We start from the raw sequence: 22,800 nt of genomic DNA, 5'->3' as shown, positions 1-22,800 counted from the left end.
ATCCCCTGGCGAGATGAGCGCGCCCCGGCACGGACGGGTGGGACCCTTGCGCGCCGGGGACGGTGCTACTTCTTCGTGTCGGAGTCGCCGTCGGTCTTCTTCGGCTCTTCGTCGGCCTCGGCGGCCTTGTCCTGCACCTCTTCGGGCTCGTCCTTCTTGCCGAGGTCGACAACCTTGTCGTCGGAGGCGGCAGCTTCGTCGACGGTGTCGTCGCCCTCGGTGGACCCGGTGAGGGAGGAGGCGTCGTCCGGGACGACGTCGGAGTCGGACTTCAGGTCGTGCTCGATGCCGTGGACGATGCGGTTGTACTCGTCGTCGGTCAGGACGGCGCCGATCGAGTTCTTCGCGAAGAGCAGGTCGACGCCGGGACCGGCGTCGAGGAGGACCGTGTCCTCGTTGACCTCCTTCACCGTCGCGTACATGCCCCCGATGGTGCGGACACCACTTCCGGGCTGCATGTCGTTTCGCATGCTGGCGGCCGCTTGCTGCTTCTTCTTGGCCGACCGGGTCATCAGGAACATGGCCCCGATGAGCACGATGAACGGGAGGAGGGTCACAGGACTCACGGGACGGACTTCCTTCGGACGACCGCGATGGTGGAGCGGCCTGTTGGATGGGGGTTGTGTGCCGCCGGCAACGGCGGCATCGGCGGAGTCTAAGCGAGTCCGCGCGCATGGAACAACGCTCAGCATGGCACCTGGGTTCCTGACCCGGCCAATGCCGCCGCCGCGGCCCCCCGCGTCACGCCCCGAACAGGTCCTGCTGTCCGCTCCCCCGGGCCGGCGTGAGTCCGAGGTGCGCCCAGGCGGCCGGGGTCGCCACCCGCCCGCGCGGGGTCCGGGCGAGCAGCCCCTCCCTCACCAGGAAGGGCTCGGCGACCTCCTCGACCGTCTCGCGCTCCTCCCCCACCGCCACGGCGAGGGTGGACAGGCCGACCGGGCCGCCGCCGAAGAGCTTGAGCAGGGCTTCCAGGACCCCCCGGTCGAGACGGTCGAGACCGCGGCCGTCGACCTCGTAGACCTTGAGGGCGGCCTCCGCGATCGACCGGGTGATCCTGCCGTCGGCCTTGACCTGCGCGTAGTCGCGGACCCGGCGCAGCAGCCGGTTGGCGATGCGGGGGGTGCCCCGCGAGCGGCCGGCGATCTCGGCGGCTCCGTCGGTGTCGATCTCCACGTCGAGGAGGTCGGCGGAGCGGTGGACGACGCGCTTCAGTTCGGCGGGTTCGTAGAACTCCATGTGCGCCGTGAAGCCGAAGCGGTCGCGCAGCGGGGGCGGCAGCAGGCCCGCGCGCGTGGTGGCGCCGACCAGGGTGAAGGGAGGGAGCTCGAGCGGGATGGCGGTGGCGCCGGGGCCCTTGCCGACGATGACGTCGACGCGGAAGTCCTCCATCGCCATGTAGAGCATCTCCTCGGCGGGCCGCGACATGCGGTGGATCTCGTCGAGGAAGAGGACCTCGCCCTCCTGGAGGGAGGACAGGATCGCCGCGAGGTCGCCCGCGTGCTGGATGGCGGGGCCGCTGGTGATGCGGATCGGGGCGCCCATCTCGGCGGCGATGATCATCGAGAGGGTGGTCTTGCCGAGGCCGGGGGCGCCGGAGAGCAGCACGTGGTCGGCGGTGGCGCCCCGCGCGCGTGCGGCGCGCAGGACGAGGTCGAGCTGTTCGCGGACCTTCTCCTGGCCGATGAACTCGCCGAGGTCCTTGGGGCGCAGCGCGGCCTCGACGGCCTGGTCCTCCCGGTCGGCGACAGAGCCGACCAGCCGCTCGGGTGCGGTCTCTTCGGTCGTGTCGTCCCAGTTCACTGACGTCTCCTAGCGGGCGCGGTTCAGGGTCTGAAGGGCGGCCTTCAGGAGCTGGCCCACCTGGGGCGCGCCCTCGGCGGCCTCGGCCTGCGGGGTCACGGCGGCGACCGCCTCGTCGGCCTCGCGGGTGGCGTAGCCGAGGCCGATCAGTGCCGCGTGCAGCTGGTCGCGCCAGCCGCTGGTGACCGGCGTGCCGACGGCGGGTGCGCCGAGCGGCTCGCCCAGGCGGTCCTTGAGCTCCAGGAGCAGCTTCTGGGCGCCCTTCTTGCCGATGCCCGGCACCGCGACGAGGGCCTTCTCGTCGCCGGTGGCGACCGCGCGGCGCAGCGCGTCCGGGGCGTGCACCGCCAGCATGGCCTGGGCGAGCCGGGGGCCCACGCCGCTCGCCGTCTGGAGCAGTTCGAAGACCTGGCGCTCGTCGTCGTCCACGAAGCCGTAGAGGGTCAGGGAGTCCTCTCGGACGACCAGGGAGGTGGCGAGCTTGGCGGGCCTGCCGAGGCGGAGCGTGGACAGCGTGTTCGGCGAGCACTGGACGGCCATGCCCACACCGCCCACCTCTACCACGGCCGCGTCGGGGGCGAGTGCGGCGACCGTGCCGCTGACGAAGGCGATCATGCCGTACGGCCTTTCGATGGGGACGGGGCCGCCGCCGTGTGCCGGTCGACGGCCCGCTGGAGCCGGTTCTGCGCGGGGCCGCGCCAGATGTGGCAGATGGCGAGGGCGAGGGCGTCGGCGGCGTCGGCCGGCTTGGGGGGCGCGTCGAGGCGCAGCAGGCGGGTGACCATCGCGCCGATCTGGGCCTTGTCCGCGCGCCCGCTGCCGGTGACGGCGGCCTTGACCTCGCTCGGGGTGTGCAGGGCGACGGGGATCCCGCGGCGGGAGGCGCACAGCATGGCGACGGCGCTGGCCTGGGCGGTGCCCATGACCGTGCGGACGTTGTGCTGGCTGAACACCCGTTCCACGGCGACGTGTTCGGGCCGGTATTCGTCGAGCCACCGCTCTATGCCCTCTTCGATGCCGACGAGGCGACGGCCCAGTTCGGCGTCCGCGGGCGTACGTACGACGCCCACACCGAGCATGGTGAGCGGCCGGCCCGCGACCCCTTCGACGACACCGACACCGCATCGCGTCAGTCCGGGGTCCACCCCGAGTACCCGCACGCGCCCTCCCCTCCTCGCGGCCGAGCCGCCGCCGCTCCCGCGGACATGACCGGACACCGCCGGGGCTCCTCGGCCTCGGCGCACGGTCCCCCGGATCGGGGTCCGTCGGCGGTGATCTGTGACGATGGCCAGGCTATCCGCAGGCACCGACAACGACGTCGGGCCGGCGGGACGCGTGTCCCGCCGGCCCGAGGCGGCCGTCCGGCTCGTGGCGGCGCTACGCGTCGACCTTCTCCATGACCTCGTCGCTGACGTCGAAGTTGGCGAAGACGTTCTGGACGTCGTCGCTGTCCTCGAGCGCGTCGATCAGCTTGAAGATCTTCCTCGCGCCGTCCTCGTCGAGCTCGACCTGCATGGTCGGCACGAAGTTGGCCTCGGCGGAGTCGTAGTCGATGCCGGCTTCCTGGAGGGCGGTGCGCACCGCGACCATGTCGGTGGCCTCGGAGAGGACCTCGAAGGACTCACCGAGGTCGTTGACCTCCTCGGCGCCCGCGTCGAGGACCGCGTCGAGCACGTCGTCCTCGGCCAGCTCACCCTTGGGGACGATGACGACGCCCTTGCGGTTGAACAGGTAGGACACCGATCCCGGGTCGGCCATGGAGCCGCCGTTGCGGGTCATGGCGACGCGGACGTCGGAGGCGGCGCGGTTGCGGTTGTCGGTGAGGCACTCGATGAGGACCGCGACACCGTTCGGGCCGTAGCCCTCGTACATGATCGTCTCGTAGTCGGCGCCGCCGGCCTCGAGGCCGCCGCCGCGCTTGACCGCGGAGTCGATGTTCTTGTTCGGGACCGACTGCTTCTTGGCCTTCTGGATGGCGTCGTAAAGGGTCGGGTTGCCCTCGATGTCGACGCCGCCCATCCGGGCAGCCACCTCGATGTTCTTGATCAGCTTCGCGAAGAGCTTGCCGCGCTTGGCGTCGATCACGGCCTTCTTGTGCTTCGTCGTAGCCCATTTAGAGTGGCCGGACATCTGCCTGTCTCCTTCGCGTAACCCAATCTGATACGAACTCCCCGGGCCTGAGAGCCTAGGGGAACCCCCAGATCCTACAAGGACTCCGCGGCCCGGTTCGCGCGCACCATGTCGACGAACAGGGCGTGCACGCGGTGGTCGCCGGTCAGTTCGGGGTGGAAGGACGTGGCGAGCGCGTTGCCCTGGCGCACGGCGACGATGTGCCCCTCGTGCTCGGCGAGCACCTCGGTGCCGGCGCCGACCGACTCGACCCAGGGGGCGCGGATGAAGACGCCCTCCACCGGTTCGCCGGGGACGCCGTCGACGTCGAGGGCGGCTTCGAAGGACTCGTTCTGACGTCCGAAGGCGTTGCGGCGGACGATCATGTCGATGCCGCCGACGGTCTCCTGGCCCGAGCGCGGGTCGAGGATCTTGTCGGCGAGCATGATCATGCCCGCGCAGGTTCCGTAGACGGGCATCCCGTCCCGCACGCGCGCGCGGAGCGGCTCCATCACGCCGAAGAGGACGGCCAGCTTGGAGATGGTGGTGGACTCGCCGCCGGGGATGACGAGTCCGTCGACCTCGGCGAGTTCCTCGGGACGCCGCACCGGCCTGGCCACGGCGTCCGCCGCGGCCAGGGCGATGAGGTGCTCCCGGACGTCGCCCTGGAGGGCCAGGACGCCGATGACAGGGGCTGCGTGGCTCATCGGGTGGTTACCAGCCGCGGTTGGCGTAGCGCTCGGCCTCGGGCAGGGTGTCGCAGTTGATGCCGACCATGGCCTCGCCCAGGTTGCGGGAGGCGTCCGCGATGATCTTCGGGTCGTCGTAGAAGGTGGTGGCCTTCACGATGGCGGCGGCACGCTTGGCCGGGTCGCCGGACTTGAAGATGCCGGAGCCGACGAAGACGCCCTCGGCGCCGAGCTGGCGCATCAGCGCGGCGTCGGCCGGGGTGGCGACACCACCGGCGGAGAACAGCACGACGGGGAGCTTGCCGAGCTCGGCGACCTCCTTGACGAGCTCGTACGGGGCGCGCAGGTCCTTGGCGGCGGCGTACAGCTCGTTGTTGTCGAAGCCGCGCAGACGGGCGATCTCGTTCTTGATCTGACGCAGGTGGCGGACGGCCTCGACGACGTTGCCCGTGCCGGCCTCGCCCTTGGAGCGGATCATCGCCGCGCCCTCGGCGATCCGGCGCAGCGCCTCGCCCAGGTTGGTGGCGCCGCACACGAACGGGGTCGTGAAGGCGAACTTGTCGCTGTGGTTGACCTCGTCGGCCGGGGTGAGGACCTCGGACTCGTCGATGTAGTCGACGCCGAGCGACTGGAGGACCTGCGCCTCGACGAAGTGGCCGATCCGGGACTTCGCCATGACCGGGATGGACACGGCCTCGATGATGCCCTCGATCATGTCCGGGTCGGACATCCGGGCCACGCCGCCGTCCTTGCGGATGTCGGCCGGGACCCGCTCCAGCGCCATGACGGCGACGGCGCCCGCGTCCTCGGCGATCTTCGCCTGCTCCGGCGTGACGACGTCCATGATCACGCCGCCCTTGAGCTGCTCGGCCATCCCGCGCTTCACGCGCGCGGTGCCGGTCTCGGGGGTCTGGTTTGCGGAGAGCGTGCTGGACACGGGGTGACCTCACTCGTCGGGAAGGGGATTTGTGCAGCACCGAGAAAACGCGAGTGGACCAGTCCACAGCAAGGGCCAATGACAAGCCCGTGGATCCTTTTCGGACGATCATGCGGCCCGCACCGGCATCGTGGGGTGCGGGCCGGCCCCGCCGCCGCCCCGCTCAGGCCGCGCGGTCGGCCAGGGCGGGGGGCGCTTCGTCGTCCATCTCGAAGGCCATCGGGAACGGGGCGTGGCCGGCCAGCCGGAACCAGCGGACCTTGCGGTGCTCGCGCAGCCTGCGGACGGCGCCCACGGCGTCGTTGTGGAAGCGTCGGGCCATGGGAACCCGGCGGACGGCCTCCGTCAGCTCGTGGGCGGCCGCGTCCCCGCCGGGCGCCTCGCGCACGACGTCCAGCTGGCGGGTGTCCGCGAAGACGGCCCGCAGGGCCTGGCTGAGTTCGCTCTCGGCGACCTCGCGCTGCTCCTCCTCCGCCTGCCGCGCCGCGTGCGCGGCCTCGTACAGGACGATCGAGGCCGCCGGGTCGAGCACCTTGGAGGTGGCCAGCTCCTGGGCCACGGACGCCCGGCGCAGCAGCTGGGCGTCCAGCGCGGCACGGGCGGCGTCGATGCGGGCGTGCAGCCGGTCCAGCCGTCCCGCCGTCCAGCTCAGGTACAGGCCGATCGCGACGAGGACGACCAGGATCCAGATCAGGGTTGCGGTCACGGGCGGCAAGGCTACCCGTGACCCCCGCGGCCGCGGGGCGGGTCAGTCCCGCGCGAGCCCGAGCCGGGCCCGCAGACCCGCCGATCCCCGGTCGTCGTCGGCCGCGACCGCCGCCGCGCCCGCGGTCACCGTCTCGTACACCGACAGGATGTCCGCGCCCACGGTCGACCAGTCGAAGCGCCGTACGTGGGCGCTGCCCCGCTCGCTCAGTTCGGCCCGGCGCCCGGGGTCGCCCAGGAGCCGCACCGCCGCCTCGGCGAGCGCGTCGGCGTCCTCGTTGGCGAACAGCTCCCCGGCCGCTCCCTGGTCGAGGACCTGCGCGAAGGCGTCGAGGTCGGAGGCGAGCACCGGCGCCCCGGCGGACATGGCCTCGACCAGGATGATGCCGAAGCTCTCGCCGCCGGTGTTGGGCGCGACGTACAGGTCGATGCTGCGCAGGAAGCGGGCCTTGTCCTCGTCGCTGACCATGCCGAGGAACTCCACGCGCCCGTGCAGCTCCTCGGGCAGGTTCTCCACCGCCTCCTTCTCGTCGCCGCGTCCGGCGACCAGCAGCCGGGCCTCCGGCCGCTCGGCGAAGATCCTCGGGAGGGCCCGCATCAGCACGGGAAGGCCCTTGCGGGGCTCGTCGATGCGTCCGACGAAGCCGATCGTGCCGCCCTGCCACTGCGGGTTCGGCTCGGCCCGGGCGAAGAAGTCGACGTCGACGCCGTTGGGGATGACGACCGCGTCCCCGCCGAGGTGCTCCACCAGCGTCCGCCGGGCGTACTCGCTGACCGCGATGCGCGCGCTGATCTTCTCCAGGGCGGCCTGGAGGATGGAGTAGGCGGCGATCATGGCGCGCGAGCGCGGGTTGGACGTGTGGAAGGTGGCCACTATCGGGCCGGAGGCCGCCCAGCAGGTGAGCAGGCCGAGCGAGGGCGAGGTCGGCTCGTGGATGTGGACGACGTCGAAGGCCCCGTCGTGCAGCCAGCGCCGTACCCGCGCGGCGGACAGGAAACCGAAGTTGAGGCGGGCCACCGAGCCGTTGTACGGCACCGGGACCGCGCGGCCCGCCGAGACGACGTAGGGCGGCAGCGGGGTGTCGTCGTCGGCGGGGGCCAGCACGGACACCTCGTGGCCGAGCCGGATGAAGTACTCGGCGAGGTCGCGGATGTGGAACTGGACGCCCCCGGGCACGTCCCAGGAGTACGGGCAGACGATGCCGATCCTCACGCAGTGTCCCCGTCCGCCGGGCGCGGTTCCAGGTCCGCGAGCCACAACCGCTGCAACATGTGCCAGTCCTCCGGATGGTCGGCGATGCCGGTGGCGAAGGCGTCGGCCAGCGCCTGTGTCATGACAGACGTCTTCTCGGCCCGCGTACCTGTCCCGGGTACCTCGATCGGGGGATGCACGCGGCCCTGCATGACGGGCGAGTCGTCGTACCAGAGGGTGACGGGGAGCAGCAGCGCCCCCGTCTGCTGGGCGAGCAGGGCGGGTCCCGCGGGCATCCGGGCCGCGGCGCCGAAGAATTCGACCTCGACCCCGGAGGCGGACAGGTCGCGTTCGGCGACCAGGCAGACCAGGCCGCCGTCGCGCAGCCGGCGGGCCAGGGTGCCGAAGGCGTTACCGCCGCTGTGCGGCAGCACCTCCATGCCGAGGCCCTCCCGGTAGGCGACGAACCGGTCGTACAGCGTCTCGGGCTTGAGGCGTTCGGCGACGGTGGTGAACGGCGTGCCCAGCTCGGTGGTGACCCAGGCGCCGGCCAGGTCCCAGTTGGCCATGTGCGGCAGGGCGAGCACGACTCCCCGGCCGGCGGCGATCCCGTCGGTCAGATGGTGCACGTCCTTGGGCACGAAGCCCTCGCGGACCCGGTCGGTGCTCCAGGCCGGCAGCCGGAAGGACTCCATCCAGTAGCGCAGGTAGGACCGCATCCCCGCGCGGGAGAGCTCGGCCAGGCGTTCGGGGCCCGCGCCCGGCACCACGCGCGCGTAGTTGCTCTCCAGCCGTCGCACGCCCTTGCCGCGCCGCTTCCACGCGAGGTCGGCGACGGTACGGCCGAGGCGTACCGCGACGGACTCGGGGAGCTTCTTGACCGTGCTCCAGCCGAGTCCGTACAGCGCGTCGGTCAGGCGCTCCTGGGCGCTCACTTCGCGGCCTCGCTCCCCTGGGCCTCGTGTCCCTGCGTCCCCTCGGCCGCGGCGGCCTCCGCCTCCGCCTCGGCCGACTCGCGGCGGACCGTGACCACGCGCTGGATCAGCGTGACGAGGCTGCCCACGGCGACGATCCACAGCGCGACCGGCAGCAGCACCTGGATGCCGGGGACGCCGAAGGTGTGCAGACCGGCGAGCCCGGCCGCGACCAGGGAGATCACCAGGCGTTCGGCGCGCTCCACCAGCCCGTTGACGGCGACCGGCAGGCCGATCGACTCGCCGCGGGCCTTCGTGTACGACACCACCTGGCCGCTCGCCAGGCAGAAGATCGAGACCGCGCACAGGATGTTGTCGTCGCCGTTGCCCGCGTACCAGAGGGCGAAGCCGCCGAAGATGGCGCCGTCGGCGACCCGGTCGAGCGTGGAGTCGAGGAAGGCGCCCCAGCGGCTGGTGCGGCCGAGCTGGCGCGCCATGTTGCCGTCGACCAGGTCGGAGAAGACGAAGAGCGTGATCACGATCGTGCCCCAGAAGAACTCGCCCCTGGGGTAGAAGACCAGCGCGCCCGCGATCACGCCGGCGGTGCCGAGGAGGGTGACCGTGTCGGGGCTCACGCCCCGGCGGATGAGAAACGCGGCGAACGGTGTGAGGACACGCGTGAAGAATGCACGCGCGTACTTGTTCAGCATGGCCTTCCCGAGGGTCGGTTTCGCCGCGCGGCCCCTGCTGGCCACCGGCTGGCCCATCGTAGCCACGCGCGCGTGTGTGCGACGGTCGGGCACCCGGCCCCCCGTGTCCCGGCTCCCCGTGTGACGGGCGGACGCCGTCCGGGTCACGGGCCGGGTCGCGTCCTCCGTATGGACGCGCCGTGACGGGAGTGGAAAGCTCGAAGGACCGCGGGCGTCGCCGGAGCCGCCATCGCACGCGGGGCCGTGGTGCCCGCGCCCCCAGTGACCTCACCGTGTTCGGGAGGCAAGGAAAATGGGCGACAAGGCGAATGCACATCCCGGAGCCGCCGGCAGGGCTACGGCGGCCGACCATCCCGCGTCCGTACGGAATGTGGTGCTGGTCGGCCACTGTGGATCGGGCAAGACGACTCTGGTGGAGGCCCTCGCGCTGACGGCGGGGGCGGTGAACCGGGCGGGTCGTGTGGAGGACGGCGGCACCGTCTCCGACTACGACGAGATCGAGCACCGGCAGCAGCGCTCGGTCCAGCTCTCCCTGGTGCCCGTCGAGTGGGACGGCATCAAGGTCAACGTCCTCGACACCCCCGGATACGCCGACTTCGTCGGCGAGCTCAGGGCCGGTCTGCGCGCCGCGGACGCGGCCCTCTTCGTCGTCTCGGCGTCGGACGGCGTGGACGGCTCGACCCGCATGGTGTGGGAGGAGTGCGCCGCGGTCGGCATGCCCCGCGCGATCGTCGTGACGCATCTGGAGGCGGCCCGCGCGGACTTCGAGGAGATGACGCGGATCTGCGCGGAGGCCTTCGGCGGGGACGACCCCGACGCGGTGCTCCCGCTGTACCTGCCGCTGCGCGGGCCGGAGGGACCCGACGGGCACGCGCCCGTGACCGGACTGGTCGGCCTGCTGTCCCGCAAGCTCTTCGACTACGCGACGGGCGAGCGCAAAGAGTCCGAACCGGGCGAGGACCGGCTGCCCGACATCGAGGAGGCCCGCAACCGCCTGATCGAGGGGATCATCGCCGAGAGCGAGGACGAGACCCTCATGGACCGCTACCTCGGCGGTGAGCGGATCGACGTCAAGACGCTGATCGAGGACCTGGAGCGGGCGGTCGCGCGCGGCACGTTCTTCCCCGTCCTCGCGGCCGCCCCGGCCGCCGAGGGCGCCCGACAGGGCCTCGGCACCGTGGAGCTGCTGGAACTGGTCACACGGGGGTTCCCGACGCCGCTGGAGCGCACGGCGCCCCGGATCACGACGGTCGACGGCGCGCCGCGCGAGCCGGCCGTGTGCGACCCGGACGGGCCGCTGGTCGCCGAGGTCGTGAAGACCTCCTCCGACCCCTACGTGGGCCGGGTCTCGCTGGTCAGGGTCTTCTCCGGCACGCTCCGTCCCGACGAGACCGTCCATGTCTCGGGGCACGGTCTCGCCGACCGCGGCCACGAGGACCACGACGTCGACGAACGGGTCGGCGCCCTGTCCGCGCCCTTCGGCAAACAGCAGCGGAGCCTGACGCACTGCATCGCGGGCGACCTCGCGTGCGTCGCGAAACTCGGCCGGGCCGAGACCGGCGACACCCTGTCCGCCAAGGACGACCCCCTGCTCATGGAGCCCTGGCAGATGCCCGACCCGCTGCTGCCGCTCGCCATCCAGGCGCACAGCAAGGCCGACGAGGACAAGCTCTCCCAGGGGCTGGCGCGGCTGGTCGCCGAGGACCCGACGATGCGCCTGGAACAGAACCAGCACACCCACCAGGTCGTCCTGTGGTGCCTGGGCGAGGCCCACTCGGACGTCGCGCTGGAGCGGCTGCGCTCCCGCTACGGCGTCCAGGTCGACGTCGTCCCGCACCGGGTCCCCCTGCGGGAGACGTTCGCGGCGAGGTCCACCGGGCGTGGACGGCACGTCAAGCAGTCCGGCGGGCACGGTCAGTACGCCGTGTGCGAGATCGAGGTGGAACCGCTGCCGGGCGGGGCGGGCATCGAGTTCGTGGACAAGGTCGTCGGCGGCGCGGTGCCCCGGCAGTTCATCCCCTCCGTCGAGAAGGGCGTCCGGGCGCAGGCGGTCAAGGGCCTCGCGGCCGGCCATCCGCTGGTCGACGTGCGGATCACCCTGCTCGACGGCAAGGCGCACTCGGTGGACTCCTCCGACGCCGCGTTCCAGACGGCGGGCGCGCTCGCGCTGCGGGAGGCGGCGGCCGAGGCGCGGATCCATCTGCTGGAGCCGGTGGCCGAGGTGACCGTCCTGGTCGGCGACGCCTACGTGGGCGCCGTGATGAGCGACCTGTCGGGCCGTCGCGGACGGGTGCTGGGGACCGAGCAGACCAGCGGCGGGCGCACGCTGATCAAGGCCGAGGTGCCCGAGATCGAGATCGGCCGGTACGCGATCGACCTGCGCTCCCTGTCCCACGGCACCGCCCGGTTCGACCGCGCCTACGCCCGGCACGAGCCGATGCCGGCGCAGGTCGCCGAGCGGGTCCGCAAACAGGCCCAGGACGGCTGACGGGCGGCGTCGGGCGGTCCGGAGGGGGCCGGTGCGGCGACCGCGTGGAATGTTTCCCTCCGATTCGGCGGGCGGCTTCGGCCGTCCGCCGACGGACGCCGGTGCCTGCGGATACGCTGATGACCTGATCAACAGGTGTGCGGAGTACGGAAGTCGGGAAAGCCGCAGAAGCGGGAGCGGCGGCTATGGGGGGCGGATATGACCGTTGACAGCGGTTACGCGGACATCTTCGGACCACAGGTGCCGCAGACGGGCGACGGCGGACAGACGCCGACCTTCGCCCTGGCCTCGGCCGCCTACCGGGACAACCCGGTCGAGGACATCAAGAAGGCCGACAACGAGTGGCACCAGACCGCGGTCAGTCCCGGCCGCAGCTGGGCGCGGATCTTCCGGCCCAACCTCGGGGAGGCGTTCTCCCAGGCGGTGATCGACCGCATGCTGGGCGTCGGCCGCAAACCCCTGATCCAGTCCTTCGGGAGCGAGCCCCAAGCGGTCGTCGAGCACTGCCTCGCGGCCAACCGCATCCGCCGCGAGCGCGACCAGAAGCTGACCGGCGTGATGCTGCTGTGCGGGGTGCTCTTCCTGCCCGGGCTGCTGGTGTGGCTCCTCGTCTTCCAGCTGCGGGCGACGGTGGGCAAACTGGACAACAAGCGGGTCTCCGGCCTGGGTAGCGGCCTGCTCGTCGCGATGGGCGCCCTGGCCGTGCTCTTCCTGGTCAAGATGCCCTTCGGCGGCCCGGTGGGCTGGTACGCGCGGGGCTGTGTCGTGGCCCCCGTGGCCGGCTGGTTCCTGGCCAAGCGGATCTGCGAGGGCACCGCGAAGGACCTGCGCGAGCGCTGGGACAGCCTGCTGTCCGGCAGCAGCGTCGGTGCCAAGGTCCCCGAGGCGGTGCCCACCAGCCCGAACCAGACGGCGGCCGAGCAGCTGCGCCAGTCGCTGGCGCGGCTCAGCGCCGAACAGCAGTCCAACTCGGTCTTCTACGCGGGCCCCAAGGGCATACTCGGCATGGGCACGCGCTGGGGCGCCTGGCACCTCGCCGAGGAGCTGACGCCGCTCGACCCGGTGAAGGGCGTCCACGAGTTCCGCAGCTGGACGGTCGTACGGGCCATCCACGACCAGCTGAAGCTGCTGCCCCGCCAGAGCCTGAAGACCGGCGGCTTCCCGCCGCCCACGGTCCGGCACTGGATCGTCACCCCGGTCGGCGAGAACGCGAAGGCCGTCGCCCGGCCGGAGGGCACCGACGTCGAGGCCTACCAGGTCAAGCCGCGGGCCATAGAGGACATCTGCAACAACCAGCAGTTCGGCGGCGGCGACCGGCACTACCTGGGCGTCCAGTGGCCGCTCTGGGACGGCCAGTTGATCATCACCATGCTGATCACGGTGACGGTGCTGCACGAGACGCTCCGCATCGAGGTCACCGGACACGCGCTGGGACCGGTCAACGGCCTGTTCACCACGAAGTCCGAGGCGCCCGTCAAGGAGGTCGCCAAGAGCGTCCGCTTCTGGGAGACGCGGACGGTCAAGCTTCCGCTGGTCACCGCCGACGAGGTGGTCCGGCTGGCCGCGCGGGCCACGATCAGCTGGTACCCGCCGCTGCTGAAGTGGCTCGGCGGCTCCATCGGGCTGCCCGAGCCCTTCGGGCTGCGGCACGCCTGGGCCGACCAGCCCTGGCGGCACCGCTTCATGGCCGACGACGCGCTGCGCGCGGCCACCCCGGTGCTGCGGGTGGTGCACACCGCCGCACTCAAGGTGCTCAAGGAGCACGACGTGGACATCGAGAAGTTCAGCTCGCGTTCGTCGGCGCTCAGTGGGGCCGTGCAGGACGTGTCGCCGCGGAAGGCTGACACCTACGACGCGTAGGCCTCCGGCGGTGGGGCGGGATCGTGCGGGTGGTCCGGGGCGGCCTCCCTGCGGGGGCTGCGCCCCCGGACCCCCGTGTTCTCGGCACTGAAGGGGCCTCGTCCTCAAACGCCGGACGGGCTGGAATGGCCGGCCGAGGCCTTCGCAGCCGGAGCCGCCGGGGCGGGCTGGAGAGCCCGGGGTGCTAGGGCGTTGGTGTGGGCCAGGCTTCGGCGAGCATTTTCCTGGTGTCCGCCAGGAGCTGGGGCAGTACGCGTGTGTGGCCCACCACCGGCATGAAGTTGGTGTCGCCGCCCCAGCGGGGCACGATGTGCTGGTGCAGGTGGGCGGCGATGCCGGCGCCCGCGACCGAGCCCTGGTTCATGCCGATGTTGAAGCCCTGGGCGCCGGACGCGGTCCGCAGGGCCGTCATCGCCTGCTTGGTCAGTTCGCCGAGCTCCGCGGTCTCCGGCGCCGTCAGGTCGGTGTAGTCGGCCACGTGCCGGTACGGGACGGTCATCAGGTGGCCGCCGTTGTACGGGTACAGGTTCAGCACCGCGTAGACGTGCTCACCGCGCCGGACGACCAGCCCGTCCTCGTCGGACTTGGCCGGGATCGAGCAGAAGGGACAGCCGTCGTCCGCACCCGGGCCGGTCGGCTTGTTCTCACCCTGGATGTACGCCATCCGGTGGGGCGTCCACAGACGCTGGAACGCGTCCTGCGTGCCCACTCCGATCTGCTGCTCCGGCTCACTCGTCATGCAAGGCAGCATATTGCTTCGCCCGTTCGCGGCGTGTCGGCGGGGTTGCGGCGCGAGCGGCGCGGGCCAAGCTGGGCCGATGGACGAAGACAGCCGCTACGCCCGCTGGGAGCAGCGCACCGAGATCCCCCTGTTCCTGGCGTCGCTGCTGTTCCTGGCCGCCTATGCGGCCCGTGTGCTGGCCGAGACGATGCCGTCGGTCTGGAAGAGCCTGTGCGGGTTCACGATGCTCGCGCTCTGGCTGGTGTTCGCGGCGGACTACGCCGTCCGCCGTCACCTCAGCGGACAGCGCTTCACGCGGTTCGTCAGGACGCACTTCCTGCACACCGTGGTGGTCCTGCTGCCGTTGCTGCGGCCGCTGCGGATCGTCCCGCTGTACGACGCCATCCAGAACCGGCAGGGCGAGCCCCGGCTGTCCCTGCACGCGCGCGTGATCGCGTACGCCAGTCTGTCGACGCTGCTCCTCGGCTTCGCCGGGGCCCTCGCGGTCTACCAGCGCGAGCGGGGCGCGCCCGGGGCGACCATGAAGACGTTCGGGGACGCGATCTGGTGGGCCGCCGCGACCCTGAGCACGGTCGGCTACGGGGACATCACTCCGGTGACGCCGGGCGGCCGGGCGATCGCGATGTGCATGATGGCCGGCGGGCTGGCCCTGCTCGGCGCGGTGACCGGTTCGTTCTCGTCGTGGCTGCTTCAGATCTTCTCGCGCGAGAGCGACCGCAGGCCCCCGGAGGGCTGAGCCTTCCGGGGGCCTGCGGGACGGTCCGGGCCGGTCAGACCTGGGTGCGCTCCTCGACGACCTTCGCGATCTTCGCGAGGGCCTCGTCGAACGGGATGCCGTTCTCCTGCGAACCGTCGCGGTAGCGGAAGGAGACCGAGCCGTTCGCCATGTCCTCGTCGCCCGCGATGACCATGAAGGGCACCTTCTGCTTCTGGGCGTTGCGGATCTTCTTCTGCATGCGGTCCGAGGAGGAGTCCACCTCGACCCGCAGGCCCTGCTTCTTCGCGGCGGCGGCGAACTTCTCCAGGTACTCCACGTGCGCGTCGCCGATCGGGATGCCGAGCGCCTGGACGGGGGCCAGCCACGCGGGGAAGGCGCCCGCGTAGTGCTCCAGGAGCACCGCGAAGAACCGCTCGATCGAGCCGAAGAGGGCACGGTGGATCATCACCGGACGCTGCTTGGAGCCGTCCGGGCCGGTGTACTCCAGGTCGAAGCGCTCCGGCAGGTTGAAGTCGAGCTGGATGGTCGACATCTGCCAGGTGCGGCCGATGGCGTCCTTCGTCTGGACGGAGATCTTCGGGCCGTAGAACGCGGCGCCGCCCGGGTCGGGGACGAGCGGGAGGCCCTGCTTCTCGGCGACCTGGCGCAGCGTCTCGGTCGCCTCCTCCCAGACCTCGTCCGAGCCGACGAACTTCTCCGGGTCCTTGGTGGACAGCTCCAGGTAGAAGTCGGTCAGGCCGTAGTCGCGCAGCAGGCCGAGGACGAAGGTGAGCGTCTTGTCGAGCTCCTCCGACATCTGCTCACGGGTGCAGTAGATGTGCGCGTCGTCCTGGGTGAAGCCGCGGGCGCGGGTCAGACCGTGCACGACGCCCGACTTCTCGTACCGGTACACGGTCCCGAACTCGAAGAGACGCAGGGGCAGTTCGCGGTAGGAGCGGCCGCGTGCGTCGAAGATCAGGTTGTGCATCGGGCAGTTCATGGGCTTGAGGTAGTAGTCCACGCCCTCGTCGAGCTGCATGGGCGGGTACATGCCGTCGGCGTACCAGTCCAGGTGGCCCGAGGTCTCGAAGAGCTTCCCCTTCGTCGCGTGCGGGGTGTAGACGAACTCGTAGCCCTCCTCCTCGTGGCGGCGGCGCGAGTAGTCCTCCATGACCCGGCGGACGATGCCGCCCTTGGGGTGGAAGACGGCGAGGCCGGAGCCGATCTGCTCGGGGATGGAGAACAGGTCGAGTTCGGAGCCCAGCTTGCGGTGGTCGCGCTTCTCGGCCTCGGCGAGGAAGTCGAGGTGCGCCTTCAGCTCGTCCTTGGTCGGCCAGGCGGTGCCGTAGATGCGCTGGAGCATGGGGTTCTTCTCGCTGCCGCGCCAGTAGGCGGCCGCGTTGCGCATCAGCTTGAACGCCGGGATGTTGCGGGTGGTGGGCAGGTGGGGACCGCGGCAGAGGTCCTTCCAGCACAGGTCACCGGTCCTGGCGTCCAGGTTGTCGTAGATCGTCAGCTCGCCGCCGCCGACCTCGACGTCCGCCCCGTCGTCGGTGGACGCGGAACCCTTGATGCCGATGAGCTCCAGCTTGTACGGCTCGTCGGCGAGCTCCTCGCGGGCCGCCTCGTCGGAGACCACGCGGCGGGCGAACCTCTGCCCCCGCTTCTGGATCTCCTGCATCTTCTTCTCGACGGCCTTGAGGTCCTCGGGCGTGAACGGCCGCTCGACGTCGAAGTCGTAGTAGAAGCCGTCCTTGACCGGCGGGCCGATGCCCAGCTTGGCCTCGGGGAAGAGCTCCTGCACGGCCTGCGCCATCACGTGGGCGGTGGAGTGGCGCAGGATGTTCAGACCGTCCTCGGAGGAGATCTCGACACCCTCGACCTCGTCGCCGTCCGCGAGCACGTGGGACAGGTCCCTGAGCTCGCCGGCCACGCGCGCGGCGATGACGGAGCGCTCGCCGGCGAAGAGCTCGGCGGCCGTGGTGCCCGTCGTCACCGTGCGCTCTTCCCGCTCGGAATCGCGTTGGATGATCACACGGACGTCTGACACCGGTCTCTCCTGACTGAAGGGGGTGCGGCGCCATACCGGGAGCGCGCGCAAGAGGCGATCGTACCGACCCGCACCCGCCGACCGCGAAATCAATCCCGCGGGCGCTCTCCCCCGCAGGCCTCGTCGAAGCGGTCCGCGTCCTCGGCGTCCCCCTGTTCGCCCTGCGCGGACTTCATCAGCCGGTCCCGCTCGGCCTCGTCGACCTCCACGGGTACGACCCCGCAGGCGCCCGTGATCCGGCGGAAGCCGCCCCTGCTCTCCAGGCGGCCCTGCACCCGTACCGGCAGTCCGGCCAGGTGGGCCTGGCAGGCGGCGCGGTAGTCCTCCTCGTCCAGGGTGAGCCGCACGTGCGGGACGTCGGCGCCGGCCAGCACCCGCAGCCGTACGCCGCCCTCGCCGCGCGGACCCGACCTGCGCAGCCGGACGACCGCCCCGGTGACCCGTACGGGCACGGAGGGCTCCTCACGCAGATAGCGGGCGCCCGCCTCGCGCAGCGCGGACAGGTCGCCGGGCGAGAACTCGACCGGTTCGCCGCCCGCGGCGCACGCCTCGGGGACCCCGGCGGCCGGCGCCCATTCGACGGCGACACGGGCGCCCTCGGTGCCCCGGACGAGTGCGATCAGCGCCTCGGTGAGCTCGCGGCTGGCGCCGGCCTCGACGGCCCCGTCGAAGGCGTCCAGGCCGCCGGTGGCCCGCTGGTAGTCGACGGCCGCGCGGACCGCGTACAGCGCCTGGTGCAGACGCACGGCGAGGGGGCGGGCCTCCTCGACGGGCGCGAAGGCCGTCAGGCAGCGCCCGCCCGCGGCCGAGCCGACCAGGACGCTCTCCAGGGCGCCCAGGGCCGCGCGCCGGTGCCGGGCGCCGTGGTAGCCGGCCCGCGCGCGCGTGGCGAGCGCGCCGGCCAGCAGCATCTGGCGGGCGGCGCCGCGCAGCTGTTCCTCGACGGCCCAGGAGGCGGCCCCGGCGGGTCCGGTGGGCGCGTCGCGCCACCAGCGGATCTCGTCGCTCGGGACGGCGAGCCCGACCAGCACCTCGCGCGCGGAGGGCGTGCCGCTGCGGGTGAGCGCGAGGAGCGCCTCGCCGAGCAGGTCGTCGCTGTCGGGGAAGGCCCGGCTCTCCGGCACGAGGAGGCTGGTCCCGCCGCCGCCCGGCCCCGGCGGGGTCCAGCGGCCGTAGCGTCCGGGGGCGCCGCCGCGCCGCTGCCAGCCGTGCCGGCGCAGCAGGGCGCCGAGGACGGCCGGGTCGACGCGGCCGGGCTCGGGGGGCTGGTTCCACGGGGCCTCGGGGTGCGGCCGCACCGGCCGCAGCGGCTCGTCGAGGGGGCGGTGGGTCACGGTCTGCCTCCCGTCCCGACCCGCGTCATGATCTCGCACAGCGCCCGGTCGTCGAAGATGCGTGTGGTCGGTATCCGCACGGTGGTCCGGGTCCGGCCCGTGATCGGGTGGCCGGCGAGATTGACCCAGTAGCAGCAGTGCCGCAGGTCGAGGCGGTCGTGGCCGGCCCGCAGCCACTGGTCCTGGGACCTCGGTACGAGCATCACGACGAGGATCTTGTGCACCGACACCGGGCTGCGGGCGAGCTTGCGCAGGTGGTCGTTGTCGAGCGTGAAGGAGAAGAAGCGGCCCGGCGGCTCGGGCCGGATCTGGTAGGTCGCCTTGAGCTGCACCTTGATGGTGACCTCGTCGTCGACGGTGTGCTGCGGTGCGCTGTGGCTGACGTGCCAGTCGATGCCGTTGTCCGGGAACGGCTGGGACAGCGAGCAGCCCGCCGCCGCCGCGACGGCGTGCAGATAGGCGACCTGGAGTGTCTCCATGCAGGCGGTGGTGGCGAGCGTGCCGCGATGAAGCCCCTCGCGTTCGGGCAGCAGCCCGCTCCGCTCGGGCTGCGCTATCGCCATGACCAACAGCCTTCCACGCAAAGCCAGTCCCCGTGACGGGCCGCTGAACTGCAATGACCCGTACTCGTGTTGTGTCCTTCCGGCGTACGGCGCAAACAGCCCGGGTATCACCAAACAGGCAGAAGACGGGGCGTCAGCTGCCGTGGGTGAACGAGGGGTTGTGTGCGTATGACGTACTGGTACGAGGGGCCGCTGGCCGCCTTTGACACGGAGACGACGGGCGTCGACGTGGAGACCGACCGGATCGTGTCGGCCGCCCTCGTCGTCCAGGACGCGCCCGGGGTGCGGCCGCGGGTGAGCCGCTGGCTGGTCAACCCGGGCGTGCCGGTGCCCGCCGGGGCGACGGAGGTGCACGGGCTGACGGACGACCATCTCCAGCGCAACGGCCGCTGGCCGTCGCCGGTGATGTTCGAGATAGCCGAGCTGCTCGCCGAACAGGCCGCCGCGGGGCGCCCGCTGGTGGTGATGAACGCGCCGTTCGACCTGACGCTGCTCGACCGTGAGCTGCGCAGGCACCGCGCCTCGGCGCTGGGCAACTGGCTGGACGCGACGCCGCTGCGGGTGCTGGACCCCCGGGTCCTGGACAAGCATCTGGACCGCTACCGCAAGGGCCGGCGCACGCTCACCGACCTGTGCGCGCACTACGGCGTGGCGCTGGCCGACGCGCACGACGCGGCGGCGGACGCGCTGGCCGCGCTGGAGGTCGTCCGGGCGCTGGGCCGGCGCTTCGCGACCCGGCTGGAACGCCTGTCCCCGGCCGAGCTGCACACGCTCCAGACGACCTGGCACGCGGCTCAGGCCCGGGGTCTCCAGGCCTGGTTCGCGCGCAGCGGCACACCGGAGGTCGTGGACACCTCCTGGCCGGTGCGCCCGGAGCTCCCGGCGGCGGCGTAGTCCGGCCGAAGGACACGAAAAAGCCGGTCCGCGTACTGCGGACCGGCTCTTCCCGGTGGGCGATACTGGGTTCGAACCAGTGACCTCTTCGGTGTGAACGAAGCGCTCTCCCACTGAGCTAATCGCCCGGGAACGCACCGAACAATACAGGGCTTCGCGGGCTTCGTTCAAACCGCTTCCAGGTACGCGGTCAGGCCGCGCCGTCCGGCCCGCATCATCAGCCGGTGGTTGAGGCGGAACACCGGCCGTCCGGGCACGGCCAGCAGCCTCAGCAGCGGCTTGCGGACCTCGACCACCTGGTCGTAGCGGGCGAGGGTGCCGGGGCCGTCGGCGGTGACCGTCCAGCGCGCCCAGCCGTCGATGTCGCCGCAGAACGCGCTCTGAAGGACGCCGGCCGACGCGTCGCGCCGGACCTCGCGGGCGGTGAACGTCAGGTCGTACGGGAGCAGGGAGCGGATACGCAGGACGCCGGTCGTGTCGTCGATCCGGCGCACCTCGCGCACCTGGGGCCACCACCGGGGGTACGCGTCGACCCGCTCCAGCGCGTCGTACACGCGGTCGGGGGGTGCGGGCAGGGCCCACAGGCTGCGGAAGCGGTAACGGGTCCGGTCCATGGGCCGAGTGTGCCCGGGGCACGAGGGCGCACACGGCATTTGAGTACGCCCTGAGTACGGACGCTCATGCCGCCGTTCGTGACGCCGACCACACTCCTCGGTATGACGCACTCTCCGTCCCTGGCCCAGGAGCTGTGGTTCCTGGACAACGAACTGCGGCAACTGGACGCCCGCCGGGCCCAGTTGCTGACCCGGCGCGCCTGGCTGGTCGCGGCGCTCCAGCAGCCGGCCCGGCCGGCCCCGCCGGTGTGGCCGAACGGTCCGGCGCCGGGGGCGTCCCCGCGCCCCGAGGCGTCCGCTCCGGGCGTGCAGAACCTCCTCCTGCTGCTGGGCGGCGTCCTGCTGACGATCGCCGCGATGGTGTTCACACTGGTCAGCTGGGGTCATCTGGGGATCGCCGGCCGTTCGCTGGTGCTCGGCGCCGTCACGCTGGCGGTGCTCGGCGCGCCGGTGGCGCTGCTGCGGCGGGGGCTGCGTTCGACCGCCGAGTCGGTCGCGGGCCTCGGTCTGGCGCTGACGGTGCTGGACGCGTACGCGCTGCACGAGACCGTGTTCTCGGCGGCGGACGGCACGACGTACGCGGCGGCCGCGTCGACGGCGCTCGCGGCGGTGTGGGCGGCGTACGGCACGGCGCTCACCGCGCTGCCGGGCCCGGCGCCGCTGCCGCTGCGGCTCCCCCGTCCGGCCGCGCTGGCGGTCGCCCAACTCCCGCTCCTGCTCTGGACGGTGGCGTTCGGGGGCGGGCCGTTCACGGTGACGGCCGCGGTGCTGCTGACCGCGGCGTTCGACGCGGCCCTGGCGCTGCGGATCTCCGAGCGGCCGGTGCGCCTGGTCGCGGTGGTGTGCGCGTCCGCCACGGGCGGCTGGGGCGTCCTGTCGGCGGGGCTGCTGTCCCTCGCGGCGTCCGGTCCGAGCGCCGCCGTCCGCGCGGGGGCGCTGCTCCTGCTCGCGGCGGCCATCGCCGCGGGCGTGGCCAGGATGGCGCCCCGGGCGGACCTGGTGACCGGTGCGACGGTGGCCGGCGCGCTGTGCGTGGTGGCCGCGCTGGGCGGCGTGCTGCGGGTGTCGGTGCCCGGGATCTGGGTGGTGCCCGGCTGTCTGGCCTGCGGGATCGCGCTCACGGCCGTCCGGCGGGGCCCGGAGGCGGTGCGCCGGGGTGTCGCCCTCGCCTCCGCCGCCGTGCAGGCGGTCGCGGTGCTGTGGTCGGCGGCCGCCGTGCTGGTCGCGCTGCTGGGCCCGGCGGCCTGGCTGCGGCACGTCTGGTCCGGGGTGCCGGCCGACGCCCGCGCCGCGGTCACCGCCGACATCCCCTGGCCGCCGTACGCCGTCACCGTGCCGCTGGTCCTGATCGCGGTCGCCGCCACGGTGTGGGCGACGGTCCGCGACGCGAAGTGGCGCCCCCGGGCACACACGGCGGCGCTGACGCTGACCTGGGCCGCCGCGCTGGTCGTCCCCGCGGCGCTGCGACTGCCGTACGTCGCCGCCCTGGCCGTCCAGGGGCTGACGGTACTGGCGCTGGCGGCGCTGGCGTCCGCGCTCCCGGCCACGGGGCTCGTGGCCCGGACGGCGACCGGCCTGGCCGTGCTCACCTCGGTCGGCGTCGCCCTCCTCGCGCTGGCCGGTGAGACGGCCACTCTCGCGGTCCTCGCGGGGCTGGCCTGCGTGTTCGCGGCGGCCGCCTGGCGCGGCAGTCCCGCGCCGGTGGCCGCGGCGGCCGCCCTCGGCCATGCGGCGGCCCTGGCCTGCGCCGCGGGAGCCTCGGCCGGCTGGCGGCCCGAGCACATCGCGCTGCTGGTCCTGCTCGTCCCGGCGGTCGCGGCGCTGGTCGCGGCGCGGCTCGACGACACCGTGACGACGGCGACGGTCGAGATCACGGGCGCCGTCGCCGCCGTCGTGGCCGTCGGCCTCGCGGCGGGCGATCCGCCCGTGCTCGCCCTGGTGCTGTCCCTGTGCGCGGTGATCGCCGCGGGCACGGCCGTGCGGCCGGAGCGCCGTGACGTCGGCTACGCGGCCGTCGCCCTCTTCGTACTGGCCGCCTGGGTCCGGCTCGTGGCCTGGCGGGTGGGGGTCCCGGAGGCCTACACCCTGCCGGTCACGGTCCCGGCGCTGCTCGTGGGAGTGCTGCGTCGGCGCCGTGACCCGCAGGCCTCGTCCTGGACGGCCTACGGTCCCGGTCTGGGCGTCACGCTCCTGCCGAGCCTCGTCACGGCCTGGAGCGACCCGGAGTGGATCCGTCCGCTGCTGCTGGGCGCGGCCGCGCTGCTGCTCACCCTGGTCGGTGCCCGGCACCGGCTGCGCGCGCCGCTCGTGCTGGGCGGTGCGGTGCTCGCCCTGGTCTCGCTGCACGAGCTGGCCCCGTACCTGCTCCAGGTGACCGACGCGCTGCCTCGCTGGGTGCCTCCCGCCCTCGCCGGGCTGCTGCTGCTCGCACTCGGTGCCACGTACGAGCAGCGGCTGCGCGACGTCCGGCGGGTACGGGAGGTCCTGGCACGGATGAACTAG

At 72.6% G+C, this 22,800-nt stretch carries 21 protein-coding genes and 1 tRNA gene; 5 read left to right on the top strand and 17 right to left on the bottom strand.

Translation table 11 applies throughout. The features are described 5' to 3' along the window. Positions 1 to 65: 65 nt before the first annotated feature. The 11 genes from yajC to pgsA all read right to left on the bottom strand — a co-directional run bounded on the left by yajC (position 66) and on the right by pgsA (position 9,113). Positions 66 to 566, bottom strand: coding sequence for a preprotein translocase subunit YajC (yajC, locus tag Saso_RS05955; protein ID WP_189926199.1), 501 nt, complete (start codon positions 564 to 566; stop codon positions 66 to 68). 175 nt (positions 567 to 741) lie between these two features. Continuing rightward, on the bottom strand, positions 742 to 1,800 hold the full coding sequence (gene ruvB / locus Saso_RS05950; RefSeq protein WP_189926200.1) for a Holliday junction branch migration DNA helicase RuvB: 1,059 nt from the start codon (positions 1,798 to 1,800) through the stop codon (positions 742 to 744). A gap of 9 nt (positions 1,801 to 1,809) precedes the next feature. After that, positions 1,810 to 2,415, bottom strand: a complete 606-nt coding sequence (ruvA, locus tag Saso_RS05945) for a Holliday junction branch migration protein RuvA (RefSeq protein WP_189926201.1) — start codon at positions 2,413 to 2,415, stop codon at positions 1,810 to 1,812. Further along, on the bottom strand, positions 2,412 to 2,960 hold the full coding sequence (gene ruvC / locus Saso_RS05940; RefSeq protein WP_189926203.1) for a crossover junction endodeoxyribonuclease RuvC: 549 nt from the start codon (positions 2,958 to 2,960) through the stop codon (positions 2,412 to 2,414). The genes ruvA and ruvC overlap by 4 nt, the downstream gene beginning before the upstream one ends. A 217-nt stretch (positions 2,961 to 3,177) precedes the next feature. After that, entirely contained in the window at positions 3,178 to 3,930 is a 753-nt protein-coding gene (locus Saso_RS05935; RefSeq protein WP_189926205.1) for a YebC/PmpR family DNA-binding transcriptional regulator, read from the bottom strand. A 74-nt stretch (positions 3,931 to 4,004) separates the two neighbouring features. After that, the gene (gene pdxT, locus Saso_RS05930; protein WP_189926207.1) at positions 4,005 to 4,616 is read right to left on the bottom strand and encodes a pyridoxal 5'-phosphate synthase glutaminase subunit PdxT; all 612 of its coding nucleotides are present in this window, start codon (positions 4,614 to 4,616) and stop codon (positions 4,005 to 4,007) included. A gap of 7 nt (positions 4,617 to 4,623) precedes the next feature. Beyond that, on the bottom strand, positions 4,624 to 5,535 hold the full coding sequence (gene pdxS / locus Saso_RS05925) for a pyridoxal 5'-phosphate synthase lyase subunit PdxS (RefSeq protein WP_189926209.1): 912 nt from the start codon (positions 5,533 to 5,535) through the stop codon (positions 4,624 to 4,626). Positions 5,536 to 5,698: 163 nt separating this feature from the next. Further along, positions 5,699 to 6,250: a LemA family protein gene (locus Saso_RS05920; protein WP_189926211.1), complete on the bottom strand. Its 552-nt coding sequence runs from the start codon at positions 6,248 to 6,250 to the stop codon at positions 5,699 to 5,701. 33 nt (positions 6,251 to 6,283) lie between these two features. Next, entirely contained in the window at positions 6,284 to 7,453 is a 1,170-nt protein-coding gene (locus Saso_RS05915; protein ID WP_189926213.1) for a glycosyltransferase family 4 protein, read from the bottom strand. Further along, complete coding sequence (locus tag Saso_RS05910; RefSeq protein WP_189926215.1) at positions 7,450 to 8,367, bottom strand: phosphatidylinositol mannoside acyltransferase; 918 nt, start codon at positions 8,365 to 8,367, stop codon at positions 7,450 to 7,452. The genes Saso_RS05915 and Saso_RS05910 overlap by 4 nt, the downstream gene beginning before the upstream one ends. Further along, complete coding sequence (gene pgsA, locus Saso_RS05905; RefSeq protein WP_189926465.1) at positions 8,364 to 9,113, bottom strand: phosphatidylinositol phosphate synthase; 750 nt, start codon at positions 9,111 to 9,113, stop codon at positions 8,364 to 8,366. The genes Saso_RS05910 and pgsA overlap by 4 nt, the downstream gene beginning before the upstream one ends. A 235-nt stretch (positions 9,114 to 9,348) precedes the next feature. On the opposite strand from pgsA, the gene Saso_RS05900 reads away from it, so the two are divergent. Both Saso_RS05900 and Saso_RS05895 read left to right on the top strand, forming a co-directional pair. After that, positions 9,349 to 11,544 carry an elongation factor G-like protein EF-G2 gene (locus tag Saso_RS05900; RefSeq protein ID WP_189926217.1) on the top strand — a complete coding sequence of 732 codons (2,196 nt, stop codon included), beginning with the start codon at positions 9,349 to 9,351 and terminating at the stop codon, positions 11,542 to 11,544. Positions 11,545 to 11,742: 198 nt separating this feature from the next. Next, positions 11,743 to 13,404 carry a hypothetical protein gene (locus Saso_RS05895; RefSeq protein ID WP_189926219.1) on the top strand — a complete coding sequence of 554 codons (1,662 nt, stop codon included), beginning with the start codon at positions 11,743 to 11,745 and terminating at the stop codon, positions 13,402 to 13,404. A 184-nt stretch (positions 13,405 to 13,588) separates the two neighbouring features. Here Saso_RS05895 and Saso_RS05890 read toward each other — a convergent pair whose 3' ends face one another. After that, complete coding sequence (locus Saso_RS05890; protein ID WP_189926221.1) at positions 13,589 to 14,155, bottom strand: HIT family protein; 567 nt, start codon at positions 14,153 to 14,155, stop codon at positions 13,589 to 13,591. Between the two features lie 67 nt (positions 14,156 to 14,222). Here Saso_RS05890 and Saso_RS05885 point away from each other — a divergent pair, with 67 nt between their 5' ends. Continuing rightward, positions 14,223 to 14,882, top strand: a complete 660-nt coding sequence (locus Saso_RS05885) for a potassium channel family protein (RefSeq protein WP_189926223.1) — start codon at positions 14,223 to 14,225, stop codon at positions 14,880 to 14,882. 34 nt (positions 14,883 to 14,916) lie between these two features. On the opposite strand, the gene thrS is transcribed toward Saso_RS05885, so the two are convergent. The 3 genes from thrS to Saso_RS05870 form a co-directional block, all read right to left on the bottom strand. Continuing rightward, positions 14,917 to 16,893, bottom strand: a complete 1,977-nt coding sequence (gene thrS / locus Saso_RS05880; RefSeq protein WP_189926225.1) for a threonine--tRNA ligase — start codon at positions 16,891 to 16,893, stop codon at positions 14,917 to 14,919. 89 nt (positions 16,894 to 16,982) lie between these two features. Beyond that, on the bottom strand, positions 16,983 to 18,227 hold the full coding sequence (locus tag Saso_RS05875; protein WP_189926227.1) for a hypothetical protein: 1,245 nt from the start codon (positions 18,225 to 18,227) through the stop codon (positions 16,983 to 16,985). After that, the gene (locus Saso_RS05870) at positions 18,224 to 18,790 is read right to left on the bottom strand and encodes a DUF4365 domain-containing protein (protein WP_189926229.1); all 567 of its coding nucleotides are present in this window, start codon (positions 18,788 to 18,790) and stop codon (positions 18,224 to 18,226) included. The genes Saso_RS05875 and Saso_RS05870 overlap by 4 nt, the downstream gene beginning before the upstream one ends. A gap of 168 nt (positions 18,791 to 18,958) precedes the next feature. Between Saso_RS05870 and Saso_RS05865 the strand changes: the two genes are divergently transcribed. Next, positions 18,959 to 19,684, top strand: coding sequence for a 3'-5' exonuclease (locus Saso_RS05865; RefSeq protein WP_189926231.1), 726 nt, complete (start codon positions 18,959 to 18,961; stop codon positions 19,682 to 19,684). Positions 19,685 to 19,740: 56 nt separating this feature from the next. On the opposite strand, the gene Saso_RS05860 is transcribed toward Saso_RS05865, so the two are convergent. Together Saso_RS05860 and Saso_RS05855 are read right to left on the bottom strand one after the other, a co-directional pair. Beyond that, a tRNA-Val gene (locus tag Saso_RS05860) sits at positions 19,741 to 19,812 on the bottom strand. Positions 19,813 to 19,851: 39 nt separating this feature from the next. After that, on the bottom strand, positions 19,852 to 20,298 hold the full coding sequence (locus tag Saso_RS05855; protein WP_189926233.1) for an SRPBCC family protein: 447 nt from the start codon (positions 20,296 to 20,298) through the stop codon (positions 19,852 to 19,854). A 102-nt stretch (positions 20,299 to 20,400) separates the two neighbouring features. Between Saso_RS05855 and Saso_RS05850 the strand changes: the two genes are divergently transcribed. After that, entirely contained in the window at positions 20,401 to 22,800 is a 2,400-nt protein-coding gene (locus Saso_RS05850; protein ID WP_229901462.1) for an SCO7613 C-terminal domain-containing membrane protein, read from the top strand.

The organism is Streptomyces asoensis, from assembly GCF_016860545.1.
GTDB lineage: Bacteria > Actinomycetota > Actinomycetes > Streptomycetales > Streptomycetaceae > Streptomyces > Streptomyces asoensis.
The sequence above is the reverse complement of the archived record's forward strand: the minus strand, read 5'-3'. Positions and strand labels throughout refer to the sequence as shown.

Bases quoted from the DNA above. Each gene is read 5' to 3' on its own strand.
- ruvA (WP_189926201.1), bottom strand. From the start codon at position 2,415: ATGATCGCCTTCGTCAGCGGCACGGTCGCCGCACTCGCCCCCGACGCG.
- Saso_RS05935 (WP_189926205.1), bottom strand. From the start codon at position 3,930: ATGTCCGGCCACTCTAAATGGGCTACGACGAAGCACAAGAAGGCCGTG.
- pdxT (WP_189926207.1), bottom strand. From the start codon at position 4,616: ATGAGCCACGCAGCCCCTGTCATCGGCGTCCTGGCCCTCCAGGGCGAC.
- pgsA (WP_189926465.1), bottom strand. From the start codon at position 9,113: ATGGGCCAGCCGGTGGCCAGCAGGGGCCGCGCGGCGAAACCGACCCTC.
- Saso_RS05900 (WP_189926217.1), top strand. From the start codon at position 9,349: ATGGGCGACAAGGCGAATGCACATCCCGGAGCCGCCGGCAGGGCTACG.
- Saso_RS05895 (WP_189926219.1), top strand. From the start codon at position 11,743: ATGACCGTTGACAGCGGTTACGCGGACATCTTCGGACCACAGGTGCCG.
- Saso_RS05890 (WP_189926221.1), bottom strand. From the start codon at position 14,155: ATGCTGCCTTGCATGACGAGTGAGCCGGAGCAGCAGATCGGAGTGGGC.
- Saso_RS05885 (WP_189926223.1), top strand. From the start codon at position 14,223: ATGGACGAAGACAGCCGCTACGCCCGCTGGGAGCAGCGCACCGAGATC.
- Saso_RS05870 (WP_189926229.1), bottom strand. From the start codon at position 18,790: ATGGCGATAGCGCAGCCCGAGCGGAGCGGGCTGCTGCCCGAACGCGAG.
- Saso_RS05865 (WP_189926231.1), top strand. From the start codon at position 18,959: ATGACGTACTGGTACGAGGGGCCGCTGGCCGCCTTTGACACGGAGACG.
- Saso_RS05855 (WP_189926233.1), bottom strand. From the start codon at position 20,298: ATGGACCGGACCCGTTACCGCTTCCGCAGCCTGTGGGCCCTGCCCGCA.
- Saso_RS05850 (WP_229901462.1), top strand. From the start codon at position 20,401: ATGACGCACTCTCCGTCCCTGGCCCAGGAGCTGTGGTTCCTGGACAAC.